Raw genomic sequence first — 25,887 nt, 5'->3', positions numbered from 1 at the left:
TAGGTTGAAAGGTAAAGTATGGAAGGTATCAGTATTGCCAAACTGCTGATCATCGGTGCGCTCATCGTACTGCTTTTTGGCACCAACAAGTTACGTTCACTGGGTGGCGATCTGGGCTCCGCAATCAAAGGCTTCAAAAAAGCCATGAAAGATGAAGAACCCACCGCAACCAAGACAACGGCTGAAGATGTTCCGGCAGAGCGCGTCACCCATAAAGAGTGATGCATGACCGCCAGAGAATAGATGTAACCATTTATTTCTTACGGACATAAAAAAACCAGACCTTACCGCGTCTGGTTTTTTATTGCCTGCGGCAGGGCTGCGTTTATTTCACTTCCAGGCCTTTCGCCTGCATATCCGCATGATAAGAAGAGCGCACAAAGGGACCGCATGCGGCATGGGTAAAGCCCATCGCCAGCGCTTCCTCTTTCATCTCGTCGAACTCGGCCGGGCTGACGTAGCGCTGAACCGGCAGATGGTGACGGCTCGGCTGCAGGTACTGGCCCAGCGTCAGCATGGTGACGCCGTGACGGCGCAGGTCGCGCATCACGTCGATAATTTCCGCATTGGTTTCGCCCAGGCCCACCATCAGACCCGATTTAGTCGGGATCGACGGATGCGCTTCTTTAAAGCGTTCCAGCAGCTTCAGCGACCAGTCGTAGTTTGCCCCCGGACGCACCTGGCGGTAGACGCGCGGCACGTTCTCGAGGTTGTGGTTGAAGACGTCCGGCGGCGTAGCGGTAAGGATCTCCATCGCGCGATCCATACGGCCGCGGAAATCGGGTACCAGAGTTTCAATTTTAATAGCCGGGCTCTTTTCGCGAATCGCGCTGATGCAGTCGGCGAAGTGTTGCGCGCCGCCGTCTCGCAGGTCGTCGCGGTCTACCGAAGTAATGACAACGTAGCGCAGCGCCATATCGGCGATAGTCTGCGCCAGCTTCAGCGGTTCGCCGGCGTCCGGTGCGTTAGGGCGGCCGTGCGCCACGTCGCAGAATGGGCAGCGGCGGGTACAGATGGCGCCGAGGATCATAAAGGTCGCGGTGCCATGGTTAAAGCACTCAGCCAGGTTAGGGCAGGAGGCCTCTTCGCATACCGAGTGCAGCCCGTTTTTGCGCATCGCCGCCTTGATGCCCTGGATTCGACTGGAATCCGCAGGCAGCTTGATTTTCATCCATTCGGGCTTGCGTAACAGCTCCTGACGTTCTGTCACCACGGTTTTTACCGGGATCAGCGCCATTTTATCTGCGTCGCGATATTTGACGCCGCGTTCCATCTGAATTGGTTTACTCATAAGTCTGCAGGTTCCGGTCGGATTGCGTGATGAGAGCTTTCGCCTTCAGGTCAGCGGTAAAGCTTTCAACTTTATTTGATAAAATTTCAAAAATTATATCAGTTCCGCCTGGCAGAAGCAGCCGTCCGGCGGCGGGAAAAGTTACAATTTTGTAAATTCGCATGCACGGTTAAGGCAGCGGCGCAGATTCAGCCGCCAGCCACTCAACCTGGGTAAAGCCCAGCTGGCGCGCGAAGGCCGCCACCAGCAGCGGCTGCACGTCCGCCAGGCTGACGCCGGGCTGAAAGGCGCTGAGCTGCGTCATGCGCATCCCGGCGTAGCCGCAGGGGTTAATGCGCAGAAATGGGGTTAAATCCATCGCGACGTTGAGCGCCAGACCGTGAAACGAACAGCCCTTGCGAATGCGCAGGCCGAGCGAGCAGATCTTCTCCTCGCCGACATAGACGCCCGGCGCGTCGGGACGCGCGCGCGCCTCGACGCCGAAGTGCGCCAGCGTGCCGATCACCGTCTCTTCCAGCGCGGTCACCAGCTGACGCACGCCGATCTTGCGGCGCTTAACGTCAATCAGCACGTACATCACCTGCTGGCCCGGGCCGTGATAGGTGACCTGACCGCCGCGATCGCTCTGGACCACCGGAATATCGCCCGGCATCAACAGATGTTCGGCCTTGCCGGCCTGGCCCTGGGTAAAAACGGCGTGATGCTCCACCAGCCAGACTTCATCGCGGCTGTCGCCGTTACGGCGATCGGTGAACTGATGCATGGCATCGGAGACGGGTTGCCAGTCGCGCTGGCCGAGCTGACGGATAAGAAGCGTATCTGCTGACAAAACGGCGGTCCGGTTAAGGAGGAAAGGCTGAGTATAACGTCGGCAAAGGGCAAGACCAAGACCCTTCGCCGACGCCGGCACTTACAGCACCATGCGCACGATATCGATATTGCCCAGCTCTTCATACAGGGTTTCCACCTGTTCGATATGCGTGGCGTTAATAGTGATCGATACCGAGTGGTAGTTGCCTTTGCTGCTTGGCTTGACGTCGGGCGAGTAGTCGCCTGGCGCATGGCGCTGCACCACTTCAACCACTTGATCAACCAGCTCCGGCTGCGCCAGACCCATCACTTTATAGGTAAAAGGAGTAGGGAATTCGAGCAGTTCATTCAGTTTGGTTTTCATATTGACTCCGGTGCATAAAAAACAGGCTCCCGCCGAAGCGGGAGCATTATCATAGCGTAGTTATGGCGACGACGCGGCGACTTTTCAACCGCCAGGCCGCTTAGCCGAACCAGTGATGGAACATCAGCTTGATGTAATCGATGATGCGGCTAAAGAATCCGCCTTCCTGCACCTCGTTCAGCACCACCAGCGGACGCTGCTCCACAGTCTTGCCGTCAAGCTGGAAGTTGATGCTGCCCACTACCTGATTTTTCTGCAGCGGGGCGTGCAGTTCGCTGTTGTTCAGCACATAGCTGGCTTTCAAATCCTTCATGCGGCCGCGCGGAATGGTCAGATAGGCGTCTTTCTCTACGCCCAGCTGTACGCGATCGCTGTTGCCGAACCAGACAGGCTCAGAGGCGAACTCTTTGCCCGCCTTCAGCGGCGCCACGGTTTCAAAGAAGCGGAAGCCCCAGGTGAGCAGCTTTTTGCTCTCGACTTCGCGTCCTTTGAAAGTACGGCCGCCCAGCACCGCCGAGATCAGACGCATCTGGCCTTCGGTGGCGGAAGAGACGATGTTGTAACCTGCCGCTTCGGTGTGGCCGGTTTTAATGCCGTCGACGTTGAGGCTGGTATCCCACAGCAGACCGTTGCGGTTGGTCTGGCGGATATTGTTAAAGGTGAACTCTTTCTCTTTATAAACCGAATACTCGTCCGGCACGTCGCGGATCAGCGCCTGGCCGATCAGCGCCATATCGCGCGCCGAGCTGTACTGGCCGTCCGCGTCCAGGCCGTGCACCGTCTGGAAGTGGGTGTTCTGCAGGCCCAGCGCCTTCACGTAGTTGTTCATCAGGCCAACGAAGGCATCCTGGCTGCCGGCGACATAGTCCGCCATCGCTACGCAGGCGTCGTTGCCCGACTGCAGCACGATGCCGCGCGTCAGCTGCGAAACCGGCACGCGATCGCCCGGCTTCAGGAACATCAGCGACGAGCCTTTGAACACCGGGTTGCCGGTCGCCCAGGCATCTTTGCCTACGGTAACCACATCATCCTGATGGATCTTGCCCGCTTTGACCGCCTGACCAATTACGTAGCTGGTCATCATTTTGGTCAGGCTGGCAGGATCGCGACGGGCGTCGGCGTTCTTCTCGGCCAGGACTTTACCCGAGTTGTAGTCGATCAGCACATAGGCTTCGGCGTCGATATCCGGCACGCCCGGGATCATCGTTTTGAGGTTGACGTCATCAGCAAATGCTACGTGGCTGAGCGAAAAGGCGACCAGTGATCCCACTGTCAGGCGTTTCAGAAAACGAGAGGGTTTCAGCGTGTTCATGTTATGGACTACAATATCCGTGAGTTAAGGTTAAAAAAAAGTGGCTCATCATAGCAAATGCCTGTTTTACAGGCATCTGGCTTTGTCATTCTGTTGTTAGCAGAGATGTCCAGCGCGGCGAGCCGAGGTTCAACGACGCGCGCTGGTGATAAATGACGCCTGGCCGTTGGCGTTCAGGCGCTGCTGCAGCGCAGCGGCGTCGGCGCGGTTTTTAAAACCGCCGAGCTGAATGCGATAGACATTGTTGCCAGCATTCTCGACCGAGCCGGGCACGCCATATTTCTCTCCGAGGCTCTGCGCCATCTGCTGCGCGCGCGCGGCGTCGTTGATGGCGCCCACTTGTACCACGAAACCGCCGGACGGCTGCGCGGTCGCGCTGCTGGCGACAGGTGCCGCCGCCGCTGGTGCGGCCGCAGGCGCGGCGATCGGCTGCGGCGCAGGCTCGCTGCCCTCCAGCACGCCGTTTGCCAGCGGCTGAGGGGCGCCGAGGAAGCCGCTGCTGCTGACAGGCGCGCCCATCTCGCCGTTGCTCTGCAGGGTGCGGTTGTCGACGGCGCGAATATCCTGCGCCGGCACCGGCGCGGCGGCAGGTTCGCTGCTGCCGTTCATCACACCATTGCCGCCGAGATCCGGGCGCGCGGGCAGGGCATAGCTCTGCTTCGCCACCACGGTGCCGATAGTGCCGGGACCGGAGAGAGTGCCGTCCGGCGCGACCTTGATGTAGTCGACGCGCACGCGGCTGTTGTTCGAGATATTGAGGCGATCGCCCGCCGCACGCGACAGGTCGATAATGCGTCCCGGGGTATAAGGACCGCGATCGTTGACGCGCACCACGATCTGGCGACCGTTGGCGAGGTTGGTGACGCGCACGTAGCTGGGCAGCGGCAGCGTAGGGTGCGCCGCGCTCAGCGCGTCGGGATCGTAGCTTTCGCCGGTAGCGGTGCGCTTGCCCTGCGCTTCGTCGCCGTACCAGGCGGCCAGTCCCACTTCGCTGAAGTTAGAGGGATCCTTGACGATACGGTAAGACTTGCCGTTCGCGCTGTAATCCTGGCTGGTGCCGGGATTAATGGGCTCATATTTTGGCTCGACGCCCGGGATTTCCACCACCGGGCCGTTATAGGCCGGTTGCGGCGGCGCGGTATTTTGCGGTTCCTGGGTAGTAGTACAGGCGGTCAAAACCAGTAGTGCCAGAGCAACAGCAGGCCATTCCTTACGCATGTGCAGCCTCTTAAACGCTTTTAGATAACATTTTTCTGTGAGTATGGATCGACATGACGATGCCGAATCCCGCCATAAGGACAATAAGCGCCGAGCCGCCATAGCTGACCAGCGGCAGAGGGACGCCCACCACCGGTAAGATACCACTTACCATGCCAATATTAACGAAAACATAAACGAACAAAATCAGCATTAATCCGCCCGCCATTACGCGGCCGAAGGTGGTCTGGGCGCGCGCGGCGATCACCAGCCCGCGCAGGATCAGCAGCAGATAGAGCACCAGCAGGATCAGCACGCCCACCAGACCGAGCTCTTCCGCAAGCACGGCGAAGATAAAGTCGGTGTGGCGCTCCGGCAAAAACTCCAGCTGCGACTGGGTGCCGTGCAGCCAGCCCTTGCCGCGCAATCCGCCGGAGCCGATAGCGATTTTAGACTGAATAATATGGTAGCCCGCGCCGAGCGGATCGCTTTCCGGATCGAGCAGCATCATTACGCGGTCGCGCTGGTAGTCGTGCATCAGGAAGAACCAGAGCACCGGAATAAAGGCCGCGACCAGCAGCACCGCCACGCCGATCAGCTTCCAGCTCATGCCGGAAAGAAACAGCACGAAGAGCCCGGAGGCGGCAATCAGGATAGAGGTGCCGAGGTCGGGCTGCGCCGCGACCAGCAGCGTCGGCATAAAGATCAGGATCAGCGCGATGCCGGTATTCTTTAAGGTCGGCGGGCAGACGTCGCGGTTGATAAAGCGCGCCACCATCAGCGGCACGGCGATTTTAGCGATCTCCGAGGGCTGGAAGCGCACTACGCCGAGGTCGAGCCAGCGCTGCGCGCCTTTACTGATATGGCCGAAGGCGTCCACCGCGACCAGCAATATTACGCAGATAATATAGAGATAGGGCGCCCAGCCCTCATAGACGCGCGGCGGCACCTGCGCCAGCACCAGCATTATCACCAGGCCCATCGCAATCTGGCCGATTTTGCGCTCCATCATGCCCGGATCCTGTCCGCTGGCGCTCCAGATCACGATGGCGCTATAGGCGAGCAGCGCCAGAATCACCAGCATAAACAGCGGATCGATGTGGATACGCGTCCAGATCGATCTCTTCTGCGGACTATCGTTCATCGACATCGTTATTCACCTTCATAGCCGGGCGGGGTAGGGGTCGCGTCCGGCAGAGCCGTATTGTTGTCGCCCAGCATAATGTGGTCGAGGATCTGTCTCATCACCGTGCCGACCGCCGGACCTGCGCCGCCGTTTTCCAGAATCATGGTGACGGCGACGCGCGGTTTGTCATAGGGGGCAAACGCGGTCATCAGCTTATGGTCGCGCAGACGCTCGGCGATCTTATGCGCGTTGTAGGTCTCGTTTTCTTTCAGGCCGAAGACCTGCGCGGTACCCGATTTGGCGGCGATTTTATAGGGCGCGTCGGCGAAGCTTTTATGGGCCGTGCCGTTTGCGCGGTTCGCCACGCCGTACATGCCGTCTTTGGCGATCTCCCAGTAGCCGGAGTGGATATCGCCAATCGGTTCGCCCGGCGGCTGACGCCAGGGCACCATGGTGCGTCCCTCGCGGGTGGCGCGCAGCAGGTGCGGCACTTTTACCACGCCGTCGTTAATCAGGATCATCAGCGCCTTGTTCATCTGCAGCGGCGTCGCGGTCCAGTAACCCTGACCGATGCCGACCGGAATGGTGTCGCCCTGATACCACGGCTTTTTAAATCGCTTCATCTTCCAGTCGCGCGTCGGCATGTTGCCGGCGCTCTCCTGCGGCAGATCGATGCCGGTGCGGTGGCCATAGCCGAATTTGTTCATCCACTCCGACAGGCGATCGATGCCCATGTCATACGCCACCTGATAGAAGAAGGTGTCCGCCGACTCCTCCAGCGACTTGGTCACGTTGAGGCGGCCGTGGCCCCATTTTTTCCAGTCGCGATAGCGCTTTTCCGAGCCGGGCAGCTGCCACCAGCCCGGGTCGAACAGGCTGGTATTGCGGTTGATGACGCCGGCGCTCAGCGCGGAGACCGCCACATAGGGCTTCACGGTCGAGGCGGGCGGATAGGAAGCCTGAATGGCGCGGTTATAGAGCGGGCGGTTTTCATCGTTGAGCAGGCCGCGGTAATCTTTGCTCGAAATGCCGTCGACGAAAAGATTCGGATCGTAACTGGGCGTAGAGACCATCGCCAGAATCTCGCCGGTGCGCGGATCGCTGACCACCACCGCCGCGCGACTGCCGGCCAGCAGCGTTTCGATATATTGCTGCAGCTTGAGATCGATGGTCAGCCAGATGTCGCGCCCGGCCTGAGGAGACTGCTCGTGCAGCTGGCGGATGACGCGGCCGCGGTTATTCACCTCGACCTCTTCATAGCCGGTAATGCCGTGCAGCACATCTTCGTAGTAGCTTTCGATGCCCAGCTTGCCGATATCGTGCGTTGCGGCGTAGTTCGGCCACTTGCCCTCTTTATCGAGGCGCGCCACGTCGCGGTCGTTGATTTTGGAGACGTAGCCGACGACGTGCGTCAGCGTCGGGCCGTAGGGGTAGTAGCGACGCTGATAGCCTTTCACCTCGACGCCGGGAAAGCGGTACTGGTTGACGGCGAAGCGCGCCACCTGCACGTCGTTAAGGCCGACCTTAACGGGAATAGAGGTAAAGCGACGCGAGCGCTTGCGCTCTTTGTCGAAGGCGTCGAGATCCTCGTCGGTGATATCCAGCACCGGGCGCAGATCTTCCAGCGTTTGCTTGAGGTTGTCGACTTTTTCCGGCACCAGCTCCGCCTGATAGATGGTGCGGTTAAGCGCCAGGGCGGTGCCGTTGCGGTCATAGATAATGCCGCGGCTCGGCGCCACCGGCACCAGCTTGATGCGGTTTTCGTTAGAGCGGGTACTGTAATCTTCAAAGCGCAGGATTTGCAGGTGGTAAAGATTGACCACCAGCACGCTAGAGAGCACCAGAATTCCGAAGAACGCAATTAACGCCCGACGGACAAAGAGTTTCTGTTCGGCACTGTAATCGCGAAAGGCGTTGCTTTGTAATTTCATCCGCTACTTAAAATGTCGGGGTTAGCCTTACCGGTTATTCACGATGATAAGGATGATTGGCGGTGATGCTCCAGGCGCGATAGAGGCTTTCAGCGACCAGCACGCGCACCAGCGGATGAGGCAGCGTCAACGCGGAAAGCGACCAGCTCTGCTCGGCGGCGGCTTTGCAGGCGGGTGATAATCCTTCCGGACCGCCAATCAACAGGCTGACGTCGCGGCCGTCCTGTTTCCAGCGCTCCAGCTGCTGAGCAAGCTGGGGCGTTTCCCACGGCTGGCCGGGAATATCGAGCGTAACGATGCGGTTGCCCTTGCCGGTTGCGGCCAGCATCGCCTCGCCTTCTTTTTCCAGGATACGCTTGATATCAGCGTTTTTGCCGCGTTTTCCGGCAGAGACTTCCACCAGCTCCAGCGGCATATCTTTGGGAAAACGACGCAGATACTCAGTGAAACCGGTTTGCACCCAGTCGGGCATCTTCGTGCCCACGGCCACAAGCTGCAGTTTCACGCGTCAGCTCCAGAGTTTTTCCAGCTCATACAGCTGGCGGCTCTCTTCCTGCATAACGTGCACAATGACGTCGCCCAGATCGACCACCACCCAGTCAGCGGCATTTTTGCCGTCGACGCCGAGCGGGATCAAACCAGCGGCGCGCGACTCCTGCACCACGTGATCGGCGATAGACGAGACGTGGCGCGTCGAGGTGCCGGTACAGATGATCATGCAGTCGGTGATGCTGGATTTACCCTGAACGTCGAGCGCGACGATATCCTGACCTTTAAGATCATCAATCTTATCAATAACGAACTCTTGGAGTGCTTTACCTTGCAAAAGGTTCCCCTTTAATACGGATAGTAGCGGGCCGGCTGCTGGCCCCGATAAGGCAGCCAAAAAATTAAGCCGCGCAGTATAGCACGCCTTTGCCCGCGCGATATATGCCCGGCGAGCGCTTATTTCAGATAGAGGCCTGCGCGATCGATATAGTCGATAACGGCCGGCGGCAACAGCTGCTCGCACGACAGGCCGGCGTGACGGCGCTGCCGGATTTCCGTGGCGGAGATATTCACCAGCGGCGTATCGGCCAGCCAGATAAAGCCGGCGGGCTGCTGGTGCAGCTGCGCCGTATCAACGGCCAGATGGCTCTCCAGCCAGCGCTGCATCTCCGGCGACGCCATCTCGGTCGGGTAGCCGGGACGCTTGCACACCAGCAGATGACAAAGCGACAGCAAATCCTGCCAGCGGTGCCAGCCCGAGAGGTTGAGCAGCGAGTCCTGACCAATGATAAATCCCAGCGGCTGATCCGGCCCGCGTTCGGCGCGCAGCGCCTCCAGCGTCGTCACCGTCCACGAAGGCGTTTCGCGCATCAGCTCGCGGGTATCAATATCAAACAGCGGCCGGTCCTGAATAGCGCAGCGCAGCATGTCGACGCGCTGCGCCGCGCTCGCTTCCGGCTGCGGGCGATGCGGCGGCACGTTGTTGGGCAGCAGCAGCACGCGCGCCAGTCCGGTTTGCTGCGCCAGCGCTTCTACCGGCCGCAAATGGCCGAAGTGGACAGGATCGAAGGTGCCGCCGAACAGGGCGTGAAGTTCAGACACTGGCGAAGCTCGCAGGAAAATGTCGATGACAGAGCAGCAGCGAGAGCGTCTCCAGCTGCGGCCAGATACGCTGCCCGTAATCCTGCTTCAGGGTGAGTTCAATCTGCGTCAGCAGGCGAATTGCGCGCTGCAGTCGCGCGCCGTCCACGCGCTGCAACGCCTCGGTAAACAGCGCGCGGCGGTTCTGCCAGATGCGCTGCTGATCCATCAATGCGCGCAGCGGCTGCTGCGCCTGATGCCGCTGCAGGTGCAGCAGCGTCATCAAATCGCGCTGCAGGGTGCGCAGCAGAATAACCGGCTCGCTCTCTTCTTTTTCCAGCTGATGCAGGATGTGCAGTGCGCGCTTGCTTTTGCCCGCCAGCAGCGCGTCCACCCAGTGAAACGGAGTAAAGTGCGCCGCATCGCTGACCGCCTCTTCCACGCGCGGCAGCGTCAGCTTGCCGTCGGGCCAGAGCAGCGACAGGCGCTCCAGCGCCTGCGCCAGCGCCAGAAGATTGCCCTCATAGCAGTAGCAGAGCAGCTGGATCGCCGCGTCGTCTACCGAGAGCTTCATGCTTTTGGCGCGCGTCGCCACCCAGCGCGGCAGCTGCGCCTGCTCCGGCGTCTGGCACGGCACCAGCACGCCGTGGGCGGAGATCGCTTTAAACCAGGCGCTGTTCTCCTGGGCTTTGGTCAGCTTCGCCAGGCGGCAAATCAGCAAAATATCGGCATGCAGCAGGCCCGCCAGCTTATTCAGCTGTTCGGCCATCGCGGCGTTGGGACCGTTTTCCGGGAAGAGCAGCGTCATCGTCTGACGCTGAGCGAACAGGCTGAGCGCCTGACAGCTGGCAAAGAGGCTTTCCCAGTCGGTCTGGGCGTCGAGCGTAAAGCTTAAATGCTCCTCGAACCCCTGCGCGACGGCAGCGGCGCGAATCGCGTCGGCGCTCTCCTGCAGCAGCAGCGGCTCGTTTCCGGCTAGCAAATAGCAAGCGCGCAGCCCCTCGCGGAGCTGCGCGCCAAGTTGCTCAGGATAGATCCTGATCATTGCGTACTGGTTGCGGAAGAGGAGGAGGCAGGCGCGGGCACCGCAGGTTCGCTGGCCGACGCCGGCAGCGTCTCTTTCTGGTTCATCTGCGCGGCATGCACGGTCAGCAGTTTACGCACCAGCTGCTCTGCGGCGCGCTGACGCATCTCCTGCACGATCATATCCTGCTCGGCATCTTTCGCCAGCGCCGCGTTCGGGTTATCGAAGAACGAACGATACACCGTGGTGCTGATCGGATAGATGCCTTTGCCCGGCAGCAGAACCTGCGCCGTCACGTTCATCATCAGCGAGTATTCCGCCGTCGTACCGCTGATAAACACCGAGGCGGTATCGCGGCCCTGGGTTTCACCGCCAAGGCGCAGCGTCGGGATATCGGTACGGTTCTGCTTCGTATCTTCAACGATGGTGACGTTGTTGATGCGCAGCTGCTGACGCACCGTGCGCGCCAGCGGTCCGTACGGATCGCCGCTGTTCAAGATCAGCGTTTTCAGCTCGCTCGGCACCTGCGTGGTGCCGCGCGGATGAAAACCACAGCCGGCGGTAACCATCACCGCCAGCAGGACAAACAGCCTGATAATCAGATGTCGCACAGTTCCTCCTGAACTTAACCTACGACCAGGTTAAGCAGTTTGCCGGGTACATAAATCACTTTGCGGATGGTAACGCCGTCAAGGTACTTTGCCACCAGATGTTCCTGGGCGGCGCGAGCCTGAACCTGCTCCTGCGTCGCGTCGGCGGCCACGGTAATTTTACCACGCACTTTACCATTTACCTGCACAACCACCAGCAGCGACTCTTCTACCATCGCCGCCTCGTCCGCTACCGGCCAGTCGGCGTTGTCCACGCTGCCTTCGCCGCCCAGCTCCTGCCACAGCACATAGCTGGCGTGCGGGGTGAACGGGTAGAGCATGCGGACGACGGCCAGCAGCGCTTCCTGCATCAGCGCGCGATCCTGCTCGCTCTCCTGCGGCGCGCGCGCCAGCTTGTTCATCAGCTCCATAATCGCCGCGATGGCGGTGTTGAAGGTCTGACGACGACCAATGTCGTCGGAAACTTTGGCGATGGTTTTGTGCAGATCGCGACGCAGCGCTTTCTGATCGTCGTTAAGGCTGCTGACATCCAGCGCTGCCGTCGCGCCTTTCGCCGTATGCTCGTAGGCCAGTTTCCACACGCGCTTCAGGAAGCGGTTCGCGCCTTCGACGCCTGACTCCTGCCACTCCAGCGTCATTTCCGCCGGCGAAGCGAACATCATAAACAGGCGAACCGTGTCGGCGCCGTAGCGCTCAACCATCAGCTGCGGGTCGATGCCGTTGTTTTTCGACTTCGACATTTTGCTCATGCCGGCGTAAATCACCTCGCGGCCCTGGCTGTCGGTTGCTTTCACGATGCGGCCTTTCTCGTCGCGTTCGACGGTGACGTCCACCGGAGAGACCCAGTTGCGCTCGCCGTTGGCGCCGTGGTAGTAGAAGGCGTCCGCCAGCACCATGCCCTGACACAGCAGACGCTTCGCTGGCTCGTTAGAGGTTACCAGGCCCGCGTCGCGCAGCAGCTTGTGATAGAAGCGGAAGTAGAGCAGGTGCATGATGGCGTGTTCAATTCCGCCGACATACTGATCGACCGGCAGCCAGTAGTTGGCCGCAGCCGGATCCAGCATGCCTTCATCGTAGTTGGCGCAGGTGTAGCGCGCGTAGTACCAGGATGACTCCATAAAGGTGTCGAAGGTGTCGGTTTCACGCAGCGCCGGCTGGCCGTTGACGGTGGTTTTCGCCCACTCCGGGTCCGCTTTGATCGGGCTGGTAATGCCGTCCATCACCACATCTTCCGGCAGGATCACCGGCAGCTGATCTTCCGGCGTCGGCATCACGGTGCCGTCTTCCAGCGTCACCATCGGAATCGGCGCGCCCCAGTAGCGCTGACGGGAGACGCCCCAGTCGCGCAGACGGTAGTTGACCTTGCGCACGCCGACGCCTTTCGCAGCCAGCGCGTCAGCGATAGCGTTGAAGCCCGCCTCATGGCTCAGGCCGCTAAATTCGCCGGAGTTGAACAGGGTGCCTTTTTCCGTCATTGCGGCGGCGCTGACGTCCGGCTCGCTGCCGTCCTGGTTCAGCACGACCGGCGTAATCGGCAGATCGTATTTGGTGGCGAACTCCCAGTCGCGCTGGTCGTGCGCCGGAACCGCCATGACGGCGCCGGTGCCGTACTCCATCAGCACGAAGTTGGCGACCCAGACCGGCACTTTGTCGCCGGTCAGCGGATGGATGGCGAACAGGCCTGTCGCCATGCCTTTTTTCTCCATCGTCGCCATCTCCGCTTCGGCGACTTTGGTGTTGCGGCATTCGGCGATAAAGTCAGCCAGCACCGGGTTGCCCATCGAAGCCTGCAGCGCCAGCGGATGGCCAGCGGCGACCGCGACATAGGTAGCGCCAAGGAAAGTGTCCGGACGCGTGGTGTAAACGGTCACTTTCTCTTCGCTGTCGGCGACGTCGAAGGTGATCTCGACCCCTTCGGAACGGCCGATCCAGTTGCGCTGCATGGTTTTGACCTGCTCCGGCCAGTCTTCCAGCGTGTCGAGGTCGTTAAGCAGCTCATCGGCATAGTCGGTGATTTTAACGAACCACTGCGGGATCTCTTTGCGCTCGACTTTGGTGTCGCAGCGCCAGCAGCAGCCGTCGATAACCTGTTCGTTCGCCAGGACCGTCTGATCGTTCGGGCACCAGTTCACCGCCGAGGTTTTTTTATAAACCAGGCCTTTTTCATACAGTTTGGTGAAGAACCACTGTTCCCAGCGGTAGTATTCGGGCTTGCAGGTGGCCAGCTCGCGGCTCCAGTCATAGCCGAAGCCCAGCAGTTTCAGCTGGTTCTTCATATATTCGATGTTGTCGTAGGTCCATGGCGCGGGCGCGGTGTTGTTTTTTACCGCCGCGCCTTCCGCCGGCAGGCCGAACGCGTCCCAGCCGATCGGCTGCAGTACGTTTTTGCCGAGCATACGCTGGTAACGGGCGATCACGTCGCCAATGGTGTAGTTACGCACGTGGCCCATATGTAGGCGGCCGGAAGGATAGGGCAGCATGGAGAGGCAGTAATATTTCTCTTTGCTCTCATCTTCGGTCACTTTGAACGTTTGGTTTTCGTCCCAGTGTTGCTGGACGCGGGATTCTATCTCTTCCGGGCGGTATTGCTCTTGCATGGCAGCCTGTGGTCCTTAATGAATAACGCTTAGCTTACTTTAAGATCCGCATAGCATACCCATATGGCTGCCGGTCAACAACACTTCACCGCCCTGATGCGGCGATTTCTCACGGAAGGTCGCATCCTGCTCTCATATTCCGATTCGCTTTGCTAAACAACGCGGCAAACGGCGCAAAGCGGCTAAACTTAAAGCTCGCTTACCCGCGCAGAAAGGAGAATAAAATGAACAAAGTGGCGCAAATTTACCGTGAATCCCTGGCCGCGCTGACGGAGCGACTGCGCCAGGGCGATCGGGACATTGACGCGCTGGTGACGTCGCGACGTCAGCAGCTCATGGCCAGCGAGTCCGCGACGCCGGGCGAGATCGATCGGGCGCTGGCGGCGGTTCGACGCGATTTAGAGGAGTTTGCCCGCAGCTATCAGGAGATCCATCAGCCAGAGAAGGCGAATGATTCGCTGTTTATGCGCATTATGCGCGAGAGCCTGTGGAAAGAGCTGGCGGATATCACCGACAAGAGCCAGCTGGAGTGGCGCGAGGTGTTTCAGGATCTCCATCATCACGGCGTGTATCAGAGCGGCGAGGTGGTGGGGCTGGGCAATCTGGTGTGCGAGAAGTGTCACTTTACGCGCGCGATTTATACCCCCGAGACCTTAACGCGCTGCCCGGAGTGCGGACACGATCAGTTCCAGCGCCAGCCGTTTGAGCCGTAAGCAGGGGGACTGCGCTTACGCGGATGAGACTGTCCGAAGAGTAAAACGGCCCGCGACAAGGCTGTCGCAGGCCGGATGGCAGCCAGGCGGTGCTGGCGCGCAGGCGCCAGCACCAGGCTATTCCTTAGTGCAGGATCTTCGCCAGGAAATCCTTCGCGCGATCCGACTGCGGATTATTAAAGAAGTCGTCTTTACGCGTATCTTCAATGATCTTGCCTTCATCCATAAAAATGACGCGGTTGGCCACTTTGCGGGCGAAGCCCATTTCGTGCGTCACCACCATCATCGTCATGCCTTCCTGCGCCAGCTCCACCATCACGTCGAGCACTTCGTTGATCATTTCCGGATCGAGCGCCGAGGTCGGCTCGTCGAACAGCATGGCGATAGGATCCATGCAGAGCGCGCGCGCAATCGCCACGCGCTGCTGCTGGCCGCCCGACAGCTGGCCGGGAAACTTCTGCGCATGAGCGGTCAGCCCGACGCGATCCAGCAGCTTCAGGCCTTTATCCCGCGCAGCGGCCTTGTCGCGCTTCAGCACTTTCACCTGCGCCAGCACCAGGTTATCGATGATGCTGAGGTGGGGAAACAGCTCGAAGTGCTGAAACACCATGCCGACCTTGCTGCGCAGCTGCGCCAGATTGGTTTTCTTGTTGTTCACTTCGGTGCCGTTCACCAGAATATTGCCCTGCTGAATCGGCTCCAGGCCGTTAACGGTTTTGATCAGGGTTGATTTGCCCGAGCCCGACGGCCCGCACACGACCACGACTTCCCCTTTCTGGACTTCGGTCGTGCAGTCGGTCAGCACCTGAAAGTGACCATACCACTTAGAAACGTTTTTCAGGTTAATCATTTAAACCGTCCTTTTTCTTTTTAGATAGCTGACCAACAGCGAAGCGCTCAGGCTGATAACGAAGTAGACCAGACCGGCGAAGAGAACCATTTCCACCTGGGTGCCGTCACGCTCGCCAATGGTGGACGCGGTACGGAAGAAGTCCGCCAGGCTCAAGACATAGACCAGCGAGGTATCCTGGAACAGCACGATACCCTGCGTCAGCAGCAGCGGCACCATGGCGCGGAACGCCTGCGGCAATATAATCAGCTGCATCGACTGCCAGTGCGTCATGCCCAGCGCCAGCGCGGCGTTGCCCTGTCCACGTGAGATGCTGATGATGCCGGCACGAATAATTTCTGAGTAGTACGCCGCTTCGAACAGCGAAAAAGCGACCATGGCTGAAATCAGTCGGATATCGGTTTTGGGCGACAGGCCCAGCACCTGCTGCAGGAAACTCGGCACCACCAGATAGAACCACAGCAGCACCATGACCAGCGGCACCGAGCGGAACAGGTTGACATAAATTTTGGCGAACCAGCTGATGGGCTTAAAGCTCGACAGCCGCATCACCGCCAGCAGCGTGCCCCAGATAATGCCGAACACCACCGCGGTCACGGTAATCTTTAGCGTAATCACCATACCGTTGAGCAGGTAGGGCAGGCTGGGAGGAATGGAACTCCAGTCAAACTCGTACATTATTTTCCTCCCAGATTACCCGGCAGACGCACCTTGCGCTCTACCAGACTCATAATCAGCATGATCACCAGGTTAATGGCGATATAGGCCAGCGTAATCGCGGTAAAGGACTCGTAAGCGTGCGCCGAGTAGTCGAGCAGCTTGCCCGCCTGCGCCGCCATATCCACCAGCCCGATGGTCGAGGCGATAGCGGAGTTCTTCACCAGGTTGAGCATTTCCGAGGTCATCGGCGGCACAATTACGCGGTAGGCGTTGGGCAGCAGCACATAGCGATAGGTCTGCGGCAGGGTCAATCCCATCGCCAGACCGGCGTTCTTTTGACCGCGCGGCAGCGACTGGATGGCGGCGCGCACCTGCTCGCAGACGCGAGCGGCGGTAAACAGGCCGAGGCAGATCACCGACGCGGTGAAAAACTGGATATTGGGGTCCAGCTCCGATTTAAACCACATGCCGAGCTTCTCGCCCACCAGCTCCGGCGCCACCAGATACCAGAAAAAGAACTGCACGATCAGCGGAATGTTGCGGAACAGCTCTACGTAGCAGGTGCCGATCGCCGAAAGCAGGCGGTTAGGCACGGTGCGCAGAATGCCGAATAAGGATCCTACAAGAAAGGCGATAATCCAGGCGCAGCAGGAGACCGCAATGGTCACCTGAAATCCGGACCACAGCCAGCCAAGGTAGGTCGTGTTGCCGAACGGGGCCTGTTCGAGAAAGATGCCCCAGTTCCAGTCGATACCCATAACGAGCTCCGGTAAAAAAGGGTAGCTAAGCTACCCTGAAGATTGATGAACGGCGTCTGTATTGCCTGCTTCAGGGGAACGACCTGAGCAGCTTGTCTGTCCGCGCCGGGTTTTCAGCAATCGAGAGGGCAGCGAGGCCGCCCTTGTTGTCGTTGTTAGTTCAGTGCTTTGTCATTAGGCGTTTTGAACAGCGCCTGCATATCCGCCGAGAGATCGAAGTTCAGGTTCAGGTTCTTCGGCGGAATCGGCTGCTTGAACCAGGTATCGAACCACTTCGCGGCTTCGCCCGAGGTCTGCGCTTTGGCGATGGTATCGTCCACCAGCGTTTTGAACGAAGCGTCGTCTTTACGCAGCATACAGCCATAGGCCTCTTTCGACTGCGGCGTGCCGACGATCTCCCAGTTATCCGGCTTCTTCGCCTTAGCGCGTTCGCCGGCCAGCAGAGCGTCGTCCATCATAAAGGCGACGGCGCGACCGGTTTCCAGCGTGCGGAACGAGTCGCCATGGTCTTTCGCGCTGATGATGCGCATATCCATTTTCTTCTCGTCGTTCAGCTTATGCAGCAGCACTTCCGAGGTGGTACCGGATGTGACGACCACGGTTTTGCCTTTCAGGTCGGCGAAATCTTTGATGTCGCCGCCTTTTTTCACCAGCAGGCGCGTGCCGATAACGAAAATGGTGTTGGAGAACGCCGCCTGTTTCTGGCGCTCGAGGTTATTGGTGGTCGAACCGCACTCGAAGTCGTAGGTGCCGTTCTGCAGCAGCGGAATACGGTTCTGCGAGGTGATAGGGATCATCTTAACCTGCAGATCCGGCTTGTTCAGCTTCGCTTTAATCGCCTCGACGATGGCGTTGGAGTAAGCCTGCGAATAGCCCACGACTTTTTGCTGGTTGTCGTAATAAGAAAAAGGAACAGATGACTCGCGATGCCCTACGACGATAACGCCATTATCGCTGATTTTCTTCAGGGTGCCGCTGAGGTCTTCCGCCTGGGCTGCGCCCGCTGCCGCAACGCCTGCCAGCAAAAGCGATAATGCCACTTTGCGAATCTGCATGGTCCAACTCCTTCAAGAGATGTCGCGCAGAATATAAACTGCGCAGATGTGTGATGTTGTGTGTATTTCCTGCTGCTTTTTTTGTTATCTCATCGCGTCGGCGCGCTAAGAATATTCACTAACATAGCGGATTGTTAACGTTATGAAACGAAAAAGTTTCTTATTTTGCGAAGTGTTCCGCACCAATTTGAGGCGTATTTCTCGGGTTGCGCGCTCAGAGGGCGTCGCTCTGCCTTTTAATGGTGCAGTCCAGCTTGCGCTAACGCGTCAGTCCGCCAGGTTTACAGGAAACAGGTTTTTTAATAGCAAGCATCGTGCCAGCCTGACGACGCAGCAGAAAATCGGGGAGTAGGGCGAGAAAGCGAGCGGAATATGGGGAAAGGCGGCGAGCAGGGCGCTCGCCGCGGTACGGCGGGTCAGGCTTTGCGGCGCCACAGCGCGAGCAGCGCGGCGCCCAGCGTCAGCAGCCAGACCGGCCACAGGCCGGCATGGGCGTAAGGGGTTTCGCCGGTGGTCGGCGTCACCTTATCCAGCAGCACGCCGCGGGTAAACTGCGGCAGGATTTTCTCTACTTCGCCCTGCGCATTCACCACCGCGGTCACGCCGTTATTGGTGCCGCGCAGCAGCGGACGCCCCAGCTCCAGCGCGCGCATGCGCGCCATCTGGAAGTGCTGCCAGGGGCCGATAGAGTGGCCGAACCAGGCGTCGTTGGAGACGGTAAGCAGAAAATCGGTGTCGGGATGGAAATTGGCGCGCACCTGCTCGCCCAGCACGATTTCATAGCAGATGGCGCTGGTAAGATGGTAGCCCGCCGCCTGCAGCTGCGGCTGCAGATAGTCGCCGCGGCTGAAGGAGGACATCGGCAGATCGAAGAAGGGCGCCAGCGGGCGCAGCAGGTTCTCCAGCGGCACGAACTCGCCGAACGGCACCAGATGGTTTTTCTGGTAGCGGTTCATGCTCTGATAGCTGTAGGGCTTCTCGCCGCCCAGCACGATCACCGAGTTGTAGTCGTGATAGCGGTTCTGCTCCAGGCGGGAATCGACGATGCCGGTGATCAGCGCGCTGCCGCGCTGGCGTAGCTCGCCGTCCAGCGCGCGCAAAAAGGGCTGCTGATTGCTTTCCAGATCGGTAATCGCCGACTCCGGCCAGATAATCAGCGGCGCGTTGCCCATCAGCGGCTGACTCAGGCCGTTATAGGCGCGCAGCGTGTTGAGAAGCTGCTGCGGATCCCACTTCATCGACTGCGGAATATTGCCCTGAACCAGCGCGACCTCGACGCTGCGCGCCGGCTGCGGCTGGGTCCAGTGGATATAACGCAGCGGCCAGGGCAGCGCCAGCAGCAGCAGCGCGGCGGCAGCGCTTTTGGCGCTGCGCTGATGAACGGCGTAAGCCAGCAAGCCTGCGGCCATCATCAGCATAAAGGTGAGGGTTTCCACACCCGCCAGCGGAGCCAGGCCTTTCAGCGGGCCGTCGATCTGGCTATAGCCGAACTGCAGCCAGGGAAAGCCGGTCAGCACCCAGCCGCGCAGAAACTCGCTAAGCTGCCACAGCGCAGGCGCCGCCAGCGCCAGACGCCAGAGCGTCGCGCGCGGCCAGATGCGGTTAAGCACGCCGGCGAAAAGCGCCGGGTAGAGCGACAAATAGGCGGCCAGCAAAATCACCAGGAAGACGTTGACCGGCCCGGGCATGCCGCCAAAGGTGGCGATACTGACGTAGACCCAGTTTACGCCGCTGCCGAACAGGCCGAAGCCCCAGGCGAAACCGATAGCGGTGGCCTGGCCGCTGCGCCGATCCAGCGTCAGCAGCTGCAGGCCGCCCAACGACAGCAGCGCGGCGGGCCAGAAATCATAGGGGGAAAAGGCAAGGGTGCCGAGGGCACCCGTTAACACCGCCAGCAACAAACGTACCCGCTGGCGCGGGTAAAGTAAGTCCAGGGACATAGGGTTATTCGTCATCCAGTTGGGGTAGCGGCGCGTTTTCAGGAATCTTTACGTGCACCTGGATGATGCGACGGCTGTCGGACATCGCGACCTTGAAATGATAACCGTCGATGTCGATGCTCTCTCCCCGTCCGGGAAGATGGCCGAATCCCTGCATGACAAGTCCGCCAATCGTGTCCACTTCTTCGTCGCTGAACTGCGTGCCGAACACTTCGTTGAAATCTTCAATCGGGGTCAGGGCGCGCACCGTATAGGTCTGACGGTTCAGCTGACGGATATCGCGATCTTCTTCGTCATCATACTCATCTTCGATTTCGCCAACGATCAGCTCAAGGATATCCTCGATGGTGACCAGGCCGGAGACGCCGCCGAATTCATCAATAACGATCGCCATATGATAGCGCTGAGAACGAAACTCTTTCAGCATGCGGTCGACGCGCTTGCTTTCCGGCACCACAACCGCCGGGCGCAGCACTTTTTCCATGCTGAACGGCTCTGATTCGCTGCTCATAAACGGCAGCAGATCTTTCGCCATCAAAATGCCTTCCACATGGTCTTTGTCTTCGCTGATTACCGGGAAACGCGAATGCGCGGATTCGATAATCACGTCCAGGCACTCGTCCAGCGTCTGGTTGCGCTTCAGGGTAATCATTTGCGAACGCGGGATCATGATGTCGCGCACGCGCTGCTCTGCAATATCCAGCACCCCTTCGAGCATGTCGCGGGTATCTTCGTCAATCAGCTCTTTTTGCTCGGAGTCGCGGATTAGCTCCAGTAGTTCATCACGGTTTTGCGGTTCGCCGTGAAACAGTTGGTTGATAAGCAGGGAAAAAAATCCCTTTTTACTACTGGGTGCATCGCTGTTTTGAGAATGGTCGTCGCTCATGGCGTTTTTTTAGAGATCTCTCTGGTGAGGGTGGTTGCTGTCGGCGTCCTCGCCGACAGCGGGATAAACTGAGCCAGCGGCTCAGGCGTCTTCTTTTTCCGAAATGTACGGATCGGGATAACCAAGAGCAAGCATTATCTCAGTCTCGATCCCTTCCATCTCTTCAGCTTCGTCATCTTCGATATGGTCATAGCCGAGCAGATGCAGCGTGCCGTGCACCACCATGTGGGCCCAGTGCGCCTCAACGCTTTTCCCTTGCTCCGCCGCCTCTTGCTCCACCACCTGGCGACAAATGATCAGGTCGCCCAGCAGCGGCAGCTCAATGCCCGGCGGCGCCTCGAAGGGAAAAGAGAGCACGTTGGTCGGCTTGTCTTTGCCGCGATAAGTCAGATTAAGCTCATGGCTCTCCGCCTCATCTACCAGACGAATAGTGACTTCGCTTTCCGGCTGAAAAGGGGTAACCGCCGCTTCCAGCCAGCGCTGGAAAGCGGTCTCGTCAGGCAGGCCGCCGGTCTGTTCGCACGCCAGCTGCAGATCAAGAATTACCTGGCTCATTTACTCTCCTGCGCCTCGCTCTGCGCCGCCAGCGCGTCGCGTTTGCGCTCTTCCGCCAGCTTGTCGCGGCGTTTCTGATCCGCTTCTTCCCAGGCTTCATAGGCGGTGACGATTCGCGCCACAACCGGGTGACGCACCACGTCTTCGCTGTGGAAGAAGTTGAAGCTCAGCTCCTCGACATCGGAGAGCACTTCAATGGCGTGGCGCAGGCCCGACTTGGTGCTGCGCGGCAGGTCGATCTGCGTGACGTCGCCGGTGATCACCGCTTTGGAGTTGAAGCCGATACGCGTCAGGAACATCTTCATCTGTTCGATGGTGGTGTTCTGGCTCTCATCAAGAATGATAAAGGCGTCGTTCAGCGTCCGGCCGCGCATATAGGCCAGCGGCGCGACCTCAATGACGTTGCGCTCCATTAACTTTTCGACGCGCTCGAAGCCGAGCATTTCGAACAGGGCGTCATAGAGCGGACGCAGGTAGGGATCGACCTTCTGGCTCAGGTCGCCGGGCAAAAAGCCGAGCTTTTCGCCGGCTTCCACGGCCGGGCGCGTCAGCAGAATACGGCGAATTTCCTGGCGCTCCAGCGCATCCACCGCTGCGGCGACCGCGAGGTAGGTTTTACCCGTACCGGCCGGGCCGACGCCGAAGGTAATGTCGTGGTCCAGGATATTGGCGATGTACTGCGCCTGATTCGGCGTGCGCGGCTTGATGACGCCGCGCTTGGTCTGGATATGCACGGCTTTGCCGAACTCCGGCACGCTGTCGGCGGTCTGCTCCAGCACGCGGCTCTCTTTAATCGCCAGATGGATCTGCTCTGGATCGATATCCGGGATGACGCCGCGCACCGGCGCGGTATTGACGTAAAGGGTACGCAAGATATCTTCGGCGGCGTTGACGCAGAGCGCGCGGCCAACCAGCTTGAAGCTGTTGTCGCGACGGTTGATTTCAATGCCCAGACGACGCTCAAGCTGTTTGACGTTGTCGTCGAACGGACCGCACAGGCTCATCAGTCGGCGGTTATCTGCCGGTTCAAGGGCGATTTCACGAGTTTCGATATTCAAACGAATCCTTTGGGTCACTCAGGGCCAGTTAGAATGTGTGCTAATGCCGGGTTGATTAACGACGGCACTTGAAGGAATTATTTATGGCATGTCGCCGGGGCGCAAGCGTAGCTAGTGATATTTGGGCCGCGCAGCCAGAAAGCAAGGGCGTGCAGAAGAAAAGAGCGGCGACGCAGCAGGCGCCGCCGCTGAATGAAGCGCGTATCAAGGCTGGAAGGTGCCGACGCCGATCTCGTTCTCTTTGCGCGTGCGCGCGATAACGGATGCCGGGCTTTCTACGATGCGCAGGCCCATCTCATCTTCGGTACGCACCACTTTGCCGCGCAGCGAGTTGGTGTAGACGTCGACGATCTCCACATCGACGAACTTGCCGATCATCTCCGGCGAACCTTCGAAGTTCACCACGCGGTTGGTTTCGGTACGGCCCGACAGCTCCATCACGTTTTTACGCGAGGTGCCTTCCACAAGGATGCGCTGCACCGTGCCGAGCATACGGCGGCTCCAGGCCATCGCCTGCTGGTTGATGCGATCCTGCAGGATATAGAGGCGCTGCTTTTTCTCCTCTTCCGAAACGTCATCCGGCAGATCCGCCGCCGGCGTGCCGGGACGGGCAGAGTAGATAAAGCTGAAGCTCATGTCGAAGTTGACGTCGGCGATCAGCTTCATGGTCTGCTCGAAGTCCTGCTGGGTTTCACCCGGGAAGCCGATGATAAAGTCGGAGCTGATCTGGATATCCGGGCGCGCGGCGCGCAGCTTGCGGATAATCGCTTTGTACTCCAGCGCGGTGTGGGCGCGCTTCATCAGCGTCAGAATGCGGTCTGCGCCGCTCTGTACCGGCAGGTGGAGGAAGCTCACCAGCTCAGGCGTATCGCGGTAGACCTCGATAATATCCTCGGTGAATTCGATCGGATGGCTGGTGGTGAAGCGAATGCGGTCGATGCCGTCAATAGCGGCCACCAGGCGCAGCAGTTCGGCAAAGGTGCAGATTTCGCCGTCGAAGGTCGCGCCGCGATAGGCGTTGACGTTCTGGCCGAGCAGGTTTACTTCTCGCACGCCCTGCGCCGCCAGCTGCGCGATCTCCAGCAGAATGTCGTCGCAGGGACGGCTGACCTCTTCGCCGCGCGTATAGGGCACGACGCAGAAGGTGCAGTATTTGTTACAGCCTTCCATGATGGAGACGAAGGCGGTGGGGCCTTCCGCGCGCGGCTCCGGCAGACGGTCGAATTTTTCGATTTCCGGGAAGCTGATATCCACGACCGGGCTTTTGCTGCCGCGCACGCTGTTGATCATTTCCGGCAGGCGATGCAGGGTTTGCGGGCCGAATACGATATCCACGTAGCTGGCGCGCTGGCGAATATGATCCCCTTCCTGCGACGCCACGCAGCCGCCGACACCGATAATCAAATCAGGGTTGCGCTCTTTTAAGCTTTTCCAGCGTCCAAGCTGGTGGAAAACTTTTTCCTGCGCCTTCTCGCGAATCGAGCAGGTGTTGAGCAGCAGAATGTCCGCCTCTTCAGCTTCCTCGGTCAGCGTGTAGCCGTGGGTGCTGTTCAGCAGGTCAGCCATCTTGGATGAATCGTACTCATTCATCTGACAGCCCCAGGTTTTGATATGCAGTTTTTTCATTGTCGAACTAGCCATTGATTCAGTGCAGTGAGGTGCAGGGCGCGTATTGTAATGCTTTGACGCTGTTGTGACCAGCGCAGAGCCGCCATACTTCGCATATCTGCGGCGGCAGTGACAATCGGGCTCTCGTTGGGCAGGCCATTTCTGCCGCCCGGGCGTTTTTCCGGTACACTTTGCGCCAGTTATCCCGCTTTTTGCGGCGGGTAAAGATTCAGAAGGAGATGAGCAATGCAGGATAACCGCTTTGATGTGGTGGTGGTGGGCGGCGGCATGGTCGGCGCCGCGCTGGCGTGTGGTCTGGCGCTTCAGCAGTTTCGCGTCGCGGTGGTGGAGCGCGCGGAGCCTGCGCCTTTTGACGCCGACAGCGATCCCGACGTGCGTATCTCCGCCCTCGGCAGCGCCTCGGCGGGCCTGCTGAAGCAGCTCGACGTCTGGCCGCGCGTGCAGGCGATGCGCTGCGCGCCCTATCGCAAGCTGGAAACCTGGGAGTGGCAGACGGCTCACGTCAGTTTCGACGCGGCGTCGCTCGGCCTGCCGGAGCTGGGTTTTATGGTCGAAAATAGCGTGTTGCAGCGCGCGTTGTGGGAAAGGATGGAGCAGCTGGGTATTGCGCGGCGCTGTCCCGCGACGCTCGCAGGTTTGCAGCAGGAGAACGGCGGCTGGCGGCTCGACCTCAGCGATGGCGAAGCGCTGCACGCCCGGCTGGTGGTCGGCGCCGACGGCGCCAACTCGCAGGTGCGGCAGATGGCGGGCATCGGCATTGACGGCTGGAGCTATGCGCAGTCCTGTTTGCTGATTAGCGTGACCTGCGAGCATCCGGCGGGCGATGCGACCTGGCAGCAGTTTACGCCGCAGGGGCCGCGCGCTTTTCTGCCGCTGTATGATAATCGCGCCTCGCTGGTGTGGTATGACGCGCCGGCGCGCATTCGTCAGCTGCAGGCGATGCCGCTGCCGCAGCTGGAGAAAGAGATCGCCGCGACCTTTCCTGCCCGGCTGGGACGATTTAAAGCGCATGCGGCGGGCGGTTTTCCGCTGGTGCGCCGTCATGCGCAGCGCTATGTGTTGCCTGGCCTGGCGTTAATCGGTGATGCGGCGCATACCATTAATCCGCTCGCGGGGCAGGGCGTTAATCTGGGCTATCGCGATGTAGACGCGCTGGTAGAGGTGCTGGTGGAGGCGCGCGCCAACGCGCAGGACTGGGCGTCCGAGAATGTGCTGCGTCGTTATCAGTCACAGCGTCGTCGCGATAATCTGCTGATGCAGGGCGGGATGGATCTGTTCTATTTCGCCTTTAGCAATCGGCTGCCGCCGCTGAAATTCGCCCGCAACCTGGGGCTGATGGCCGCTGAGCGTTCGGGCGCGCTGAAGCGCAAGGTGCTGCGCTACGCGCTGGGTTTGTAGACGCGGCTGCGTCTTTCGGGCCGAAGAGCGGGCATGGCTATAATATGGGGCCTGAGAACAGGTGTGGCTGTGGTATCCGTGCGCGGCCACAGAGGGGCTCCCCGATCGCAAAGTCGCTGTTCGTCATCCATGACCGCTCGGCCCGCGCAGTTACGCACCTCATCCCTGAGGTGCGCCCGTAAACGGGCCAACGCGCTGCGTTGTTCAAAAACGCTCCCGGCGTTTTTGTCCTTGCGCTGGACGCTTTGCTCTTCGGTGAGCCCCACGGCGGCCGGATTTGGCTGCGACGTTGCTGTTTAAAAAGAACGTGCTGTATAAAAATTAGCAGACGACAAAAACAACAAAGCCCGCAAAAGCGGGCCTGTTGTCAATTTGGCTGGGGTGCAGGGATTCGAACCCCGGAATGCCGGAATCAGAATCCGGTGCCTTACCGCTTGGCGACACCCCAATAGTGTCTTTTCAAATTGTCTTGTATGGCTGGGGTACGAGGATTCGAACCTCGGAATGCCGGAATCAGAATCCGGTGCCTTACCGCTTGGCGATACCCCAATAA

Annotated in this window: 25 protein-coding genes and 2 tRNA genes; 3 read left to right on the top strand and 24 right to left on the bottom strand. The window is 59.6% G+C overall.

All coding sequences use genetic code 11. The annotated features are described in order from the left end of the window. Positions 1-18: 18 nt before the first annotated feature. Positions 19-222, top strand: a complete 204-nt coding sequence (gene tatE, locus HA46_RS11535; protein WP_033751842.1) for a twin-arginine translocase subunit TatE — start codon at positions 19-21, stop codon at positions 220-222. Between the two features lie 103 nt (positions 223-325). On the opposite strand, the gene lipA is transcribed toward tatE, so the two are convergent. From lipA to leuS, 13 genes are all read right to left on the bottom strand, one after another. Continuing rightward, positions 326-1,291 carry a lipoyl synthase gene (gene lipA / locus HA46_RS11530; protein WP_084884356.1) on the bottom strand — a complete coding sequence of 322 codons (966 nt, stop codon included), beginning with the start codon at positions 1,289-1,291 and terminating at the stop codon, positions 326-328. A 169-nt stretch (positions 1,292-1,460) separates the two neighbouring features. Further along, positions 1,461-2,120, bottom strand: coding sequence for a lipoyl(octanoyl) transferase LipB (gene lipB / locus HA46_RS11525; protein ID WP_033788905.1), 660 nt, complete (start codon positions 2,118-2,120; stop codon positions 1,461-1,463). A gap of 81 nt (positions 2,121-2,201) precedes the next feature. Then, positions 2,202-2,465 (bottom strand): DUF493 family protein YbeD, encoded by a 264-nt coding sequence (ybeD, locus tag HA46_RS11520; RefSeq protein WP_033751835.1) that lies wholly within the window; start codon positions 2,463-2,465, stop codon positions 2,202-2,204. Between the two features lie 100 nt (positions 2,466-2,565). Further along, positions 2,566-3,777 carry a D-alanyl-D-alanine carboxypeptidase DacA gene (gene dacA / locus HA46_RS11515; RefSeq protein WP_033788906.1) on the bottom strand — a complete coding sequence of 404 codons (1,212 nt, stop codon included), beginning with the start codon at positions 3,775-3,777 and terminating at the stop codon, positions 2,566-2,568. A gap of 129 nt (positions 3,778-3,906) precedes the next feature. Continuing rightward, positions 3,907-4,995, bottom strand: a complete 1,089-nt coding sequence (gene rlpA, locus HA46_RS11510) for an endolytic peptidoglycan transglycosylase RlpA (RefSeq protein WP_084884354.1) — start codon at positions 4,993-4,995, stop codon at positions 3,907-3,909. Positions 4,996-5,005: 10 nt separating this feature from the next. After that, the gene (mrdB, locus tag HA46_RS11505) at positions 5,006-6,118 is read right to left on the bottom strand and encodes a peptidoglycan glycosyltransferase MrdB (RefSeq protein WP_033789012.1); all 1,113 of its coding nucleotides are present in this window, start codon (positions 6,116-6,118) and stop codon (positions 5,006-5,008) included. 8 nt (positions 6,119-6,126) lie between these two features. Continuing rightward, positions 6,127-8,031 carry a peptidoglycan DD-transpeptidase MrdA gene (mrdA, locus tag HA46_RS11500; RefSeq protein ID WP_084884351.1) on the bottom strand — a complete coding sequence of 635 codons (1,905 nt, stop codon included), beginning with the start codon at positions 8,029-8,031 and terminating at the stop codon, positions 6,127-6,129. 34 nt (positions 8,032-8,065) lie between these two features. Next, on the bottom strand, positions 8,066-8,536 hold the full coding sequence (rlmH, locus tag HA46_RS11495; RefSeq protein ID WP_033751828.1) for a 23S rRNA (pseudouridine(1915)-N(3))-methyltransferase RlmH: 471 nt from the start codon (positions 8,534-8,536) through the stop codon (positions 8,066-8,068). A gap of 3 nt (positions 8,537-8,539) precedes the next feature. Further along, on the bottom strand, positions 8,540-8,857 hold the full coding sequence (gene rsfS / locus HA46_RS11490; RefSeq protein ID WP_033788909.1) for a ribosome silencing factor: 318 nt from the start codon (positions 8,855-8,857) through the stop codon (positions 8,540-8,542). A gap of 119 nt (positions 8,858-8,976) precedes the next feature. After that, positions 8,977-9,621 carry a nicotinate-nucleotide adenylyltransferase gene (gene nadD, locus HA46_RS11485; protein WP_033788910.1) on the bottom strand — a complete coding sequence of 215 codons (645 nt, stop codon included), beginning with the start codon at positions 9,619-9,621 and terminating at the stop codon, positions 8,977-8,979. After that, positions 9,614-10,645 (bottom strand): DNA polymerase III subunit delta, encoded by a 1,032-nt coding sequence (gene holA, locus HA46_RS11480; protein WP_084884349.1) that lies wholly within the window; start codon positions 10,643-10,645, stop codon positions 9,614-9,616. The genes nadD and holA overlap by 8 nt, the downstream gene beginning before the upstream one ends. Next, positions 10,642-11,235, bottom strand: coding sequence for an LPS assembly lipoprotein LptE (gene lptE, locus HA46_RS11475; protein WP_033788913.1), 594 nt, complete (start codon positions 11,233-11,235; stop codon positions 10,642-10,644). The genes holA and lptE overlap by 4 nt, the downstream gene beginning before the upstream one ends. 14 nt (positions 11,236-11,249) lie before the next feature. Further along, a complete protein-coding gene (gene leuS, locus HA46_RS11470) occupies positions 11,250-13,832 on the bottom strand; it encodes a leucine--tRNA ligase (RefSeq protein WP_084884346.1) in 2,583 nt (860 codons plus the stop codon). A gap of 224 nt (positions 13,833-14,056) precedes the next feature. Here leuS and HA46_RS11465 point away from each other — a divergent pair, with 224 nt between their 5' ends. Further along, complete coding sequence (locus tag HA46_RS11465; RefSeq protein ID WP_033788917.1) at positions 14,057-14,545, top strand: zinc ribbon-containing protein; 489 nt, start codon at positions 14,057-14,059, stop codon at positions 14,543-14,545. A gap of 124 nt (positions 14,546-14,669) precedes the next feature. Here the strand turns inward: HA46_RS11465 and HA46_RS11460 are convergent, their stop codons facing one another. The 9 genes from HA46_RS11460 to miaB all read right to left on the bottom strand — a co-directional run bounded on the left by HA46_RS11460 (position 14,670) and on the right by miaB (position 23,948). Then, positions 14,670-15,395 carry an amino acid ABC transporter ATP-binding protein gene (locus HA46_RS11460; protein WP_033788919.1) on the bottom strand — a complete coding sequence of 242 codons (726 nt, stop codon included), beginning with the start codon at positions 15,393-15,395 and terminating at the stop codon, positions 14,670-14,672. Continuing rightward, positions 15,396-16,073 (bottom strand): glutamate/aspartate ABC transporter permease GltK, encoded by a 678-nt coding sequence (gene gltK, locus HA46_RS11455; RefSeq protein ID WP_033751813.1) that lies wholly within the window; start codon positions 16,071-16,073, stop codon positions 15,396-15,398. After that, complete coding sequence (locus tag HA46_RS11450) at positions 16,073-16,813, bottom strand: amino acid ABC transporter permease (protein ID WP_033788922.1); 741 nt, start codon at positions 16,811-16,813, stop codon at positions 16,073-16,075. The genes gltK and HA46_RS11450 overlap by 1 nt, the downstream gene beginning before the upstream one ends. A 155-nt stretch (positions 16,814-16,968) precedes the next feature. After that, positions 16,969-17,868, bottom strand: coding sequence for an amino acid ABC transporter substrate-binding protein (locus tag HA46_RS11445; RefSeq protein WP_033788924.1), 900 nt, complete (start codon positions 17,866-17,868; stop codon positions 16,969-16,971). 416 nt (positions 17,869-18,284) lie between these two features. Next, positions 18,285-19,808: an apolipoprotein N-acyltransferase gene (gene lnt, locus HA46_RS11440; RefSeq protein ID WP_084884344.1), complete on the bottom strand. Its 1,524-nt coding sequence runs from the start codon at positions 19,806-19,808 to the stop codon at positions 18,285-18,287. A 4-nt stretch (positions 19,809-19,812) separates the two neighbouring features. After that, complete coding sequence (gene corC, locus HA46_RS11435) at positions 19,813-20,694, bottom strand: CNNM family magnesium/cobalt transport protein CorC (protein ID WP_033751802.1); 882 nt, start codon at positions 20,692-20,694, stop codon at positions 19,813-19,815. An 81-nt stretch (positions 20,695-20,775) separates the two neighbouring features. Further along, positions 20,776-21,249 (bottom strand): rRNA maturation RNase YbeY, encoded by a 474-nt coding sequence (gene ybeY, locus HA46_RS11430; RefSeq protein WP_084884342.1) that lies wholly within the window; start codon positions 21,247-21,249, stop codon positions 20,776-20,778. Further along, complete coding sequence (locus tag HA46_RS11425) at positions 21,246-22,307, bottom strand: PhoH family protein (RefSeq protein ID WP_084884340.1); 1,062 nt, start codon at positions 22,305-22,307, stop codon at positions 21,246-21,248. The genes ybeY and HA46_RS11425 overlap by 4 nt, the downstream gene beginning before the upstream one ends. A 204-nt stretch (positions 22,308-22,511) precedes the next feature. Next, positions 22,512-23,948, bottom strand: coding sequence for a tRNA (N6-isopentenyl adenosine(37)-C2)-methylthiotransferase MiaB (miaB, locus tag HA46_RS11420; protein WP_084884338.1), 1,437 nt, complete (start codon positions 23,946-23,948; stop codon positions 22,512-22,514). A gap of 213 nt (positions 23,949-24,161) precedes the next feature. Here miaB and ubiF point away from each other — a divergent pair, with 213 nt between their 5' ends. Beyond that, on the top strand, positions 24,162-25,334 hold the full coding sequence (ubiF, locus tag HA46_RS11415; protein WP_084884335.1) for a 3-demethoxyubiquinol 3-hydroxylase: 1,173 nt from the start codon (positions 24,162-24,164) through the stop codon (positions 25,332-25,334). A gap of 373 nt (positions 25,335-25,707) precedes the next feature. Here the strand turns inward: ubiF and HA46_RS11405 are convergent. Both HA46_RS11405 and HA46_RS11400 read right to left on the bottom strand, forming a co-directional pair. Then, positions 25,708-25,782 (bottom strand) — tRNA-Gln (locus HA46_RS11405). 26 nt (positions 25,783-25,808) lie between these two features. Further along, positions 25,809-25,883: transfer RNA gene (locus tag HA46_RS11400), tRNA-Gln, on the bottom strand. Between the last annotated feature and the right edge of the window lie 4 nt (positions 25,884-25,887).

This window comes from Pantoea septica (genome assembly GCF_002095575.1).
Classification (GTDB): Bacteria; Pseudomonadota; Gammaproteobacteria; order Enterobacterales; family Enterobacteriaceae; genus Pantoea; species Pantoea septica.
Note: the sequence above shows the minus strand (reverse complement) of the source record. Positions and strands in the feature narration are given on the sequence as shown.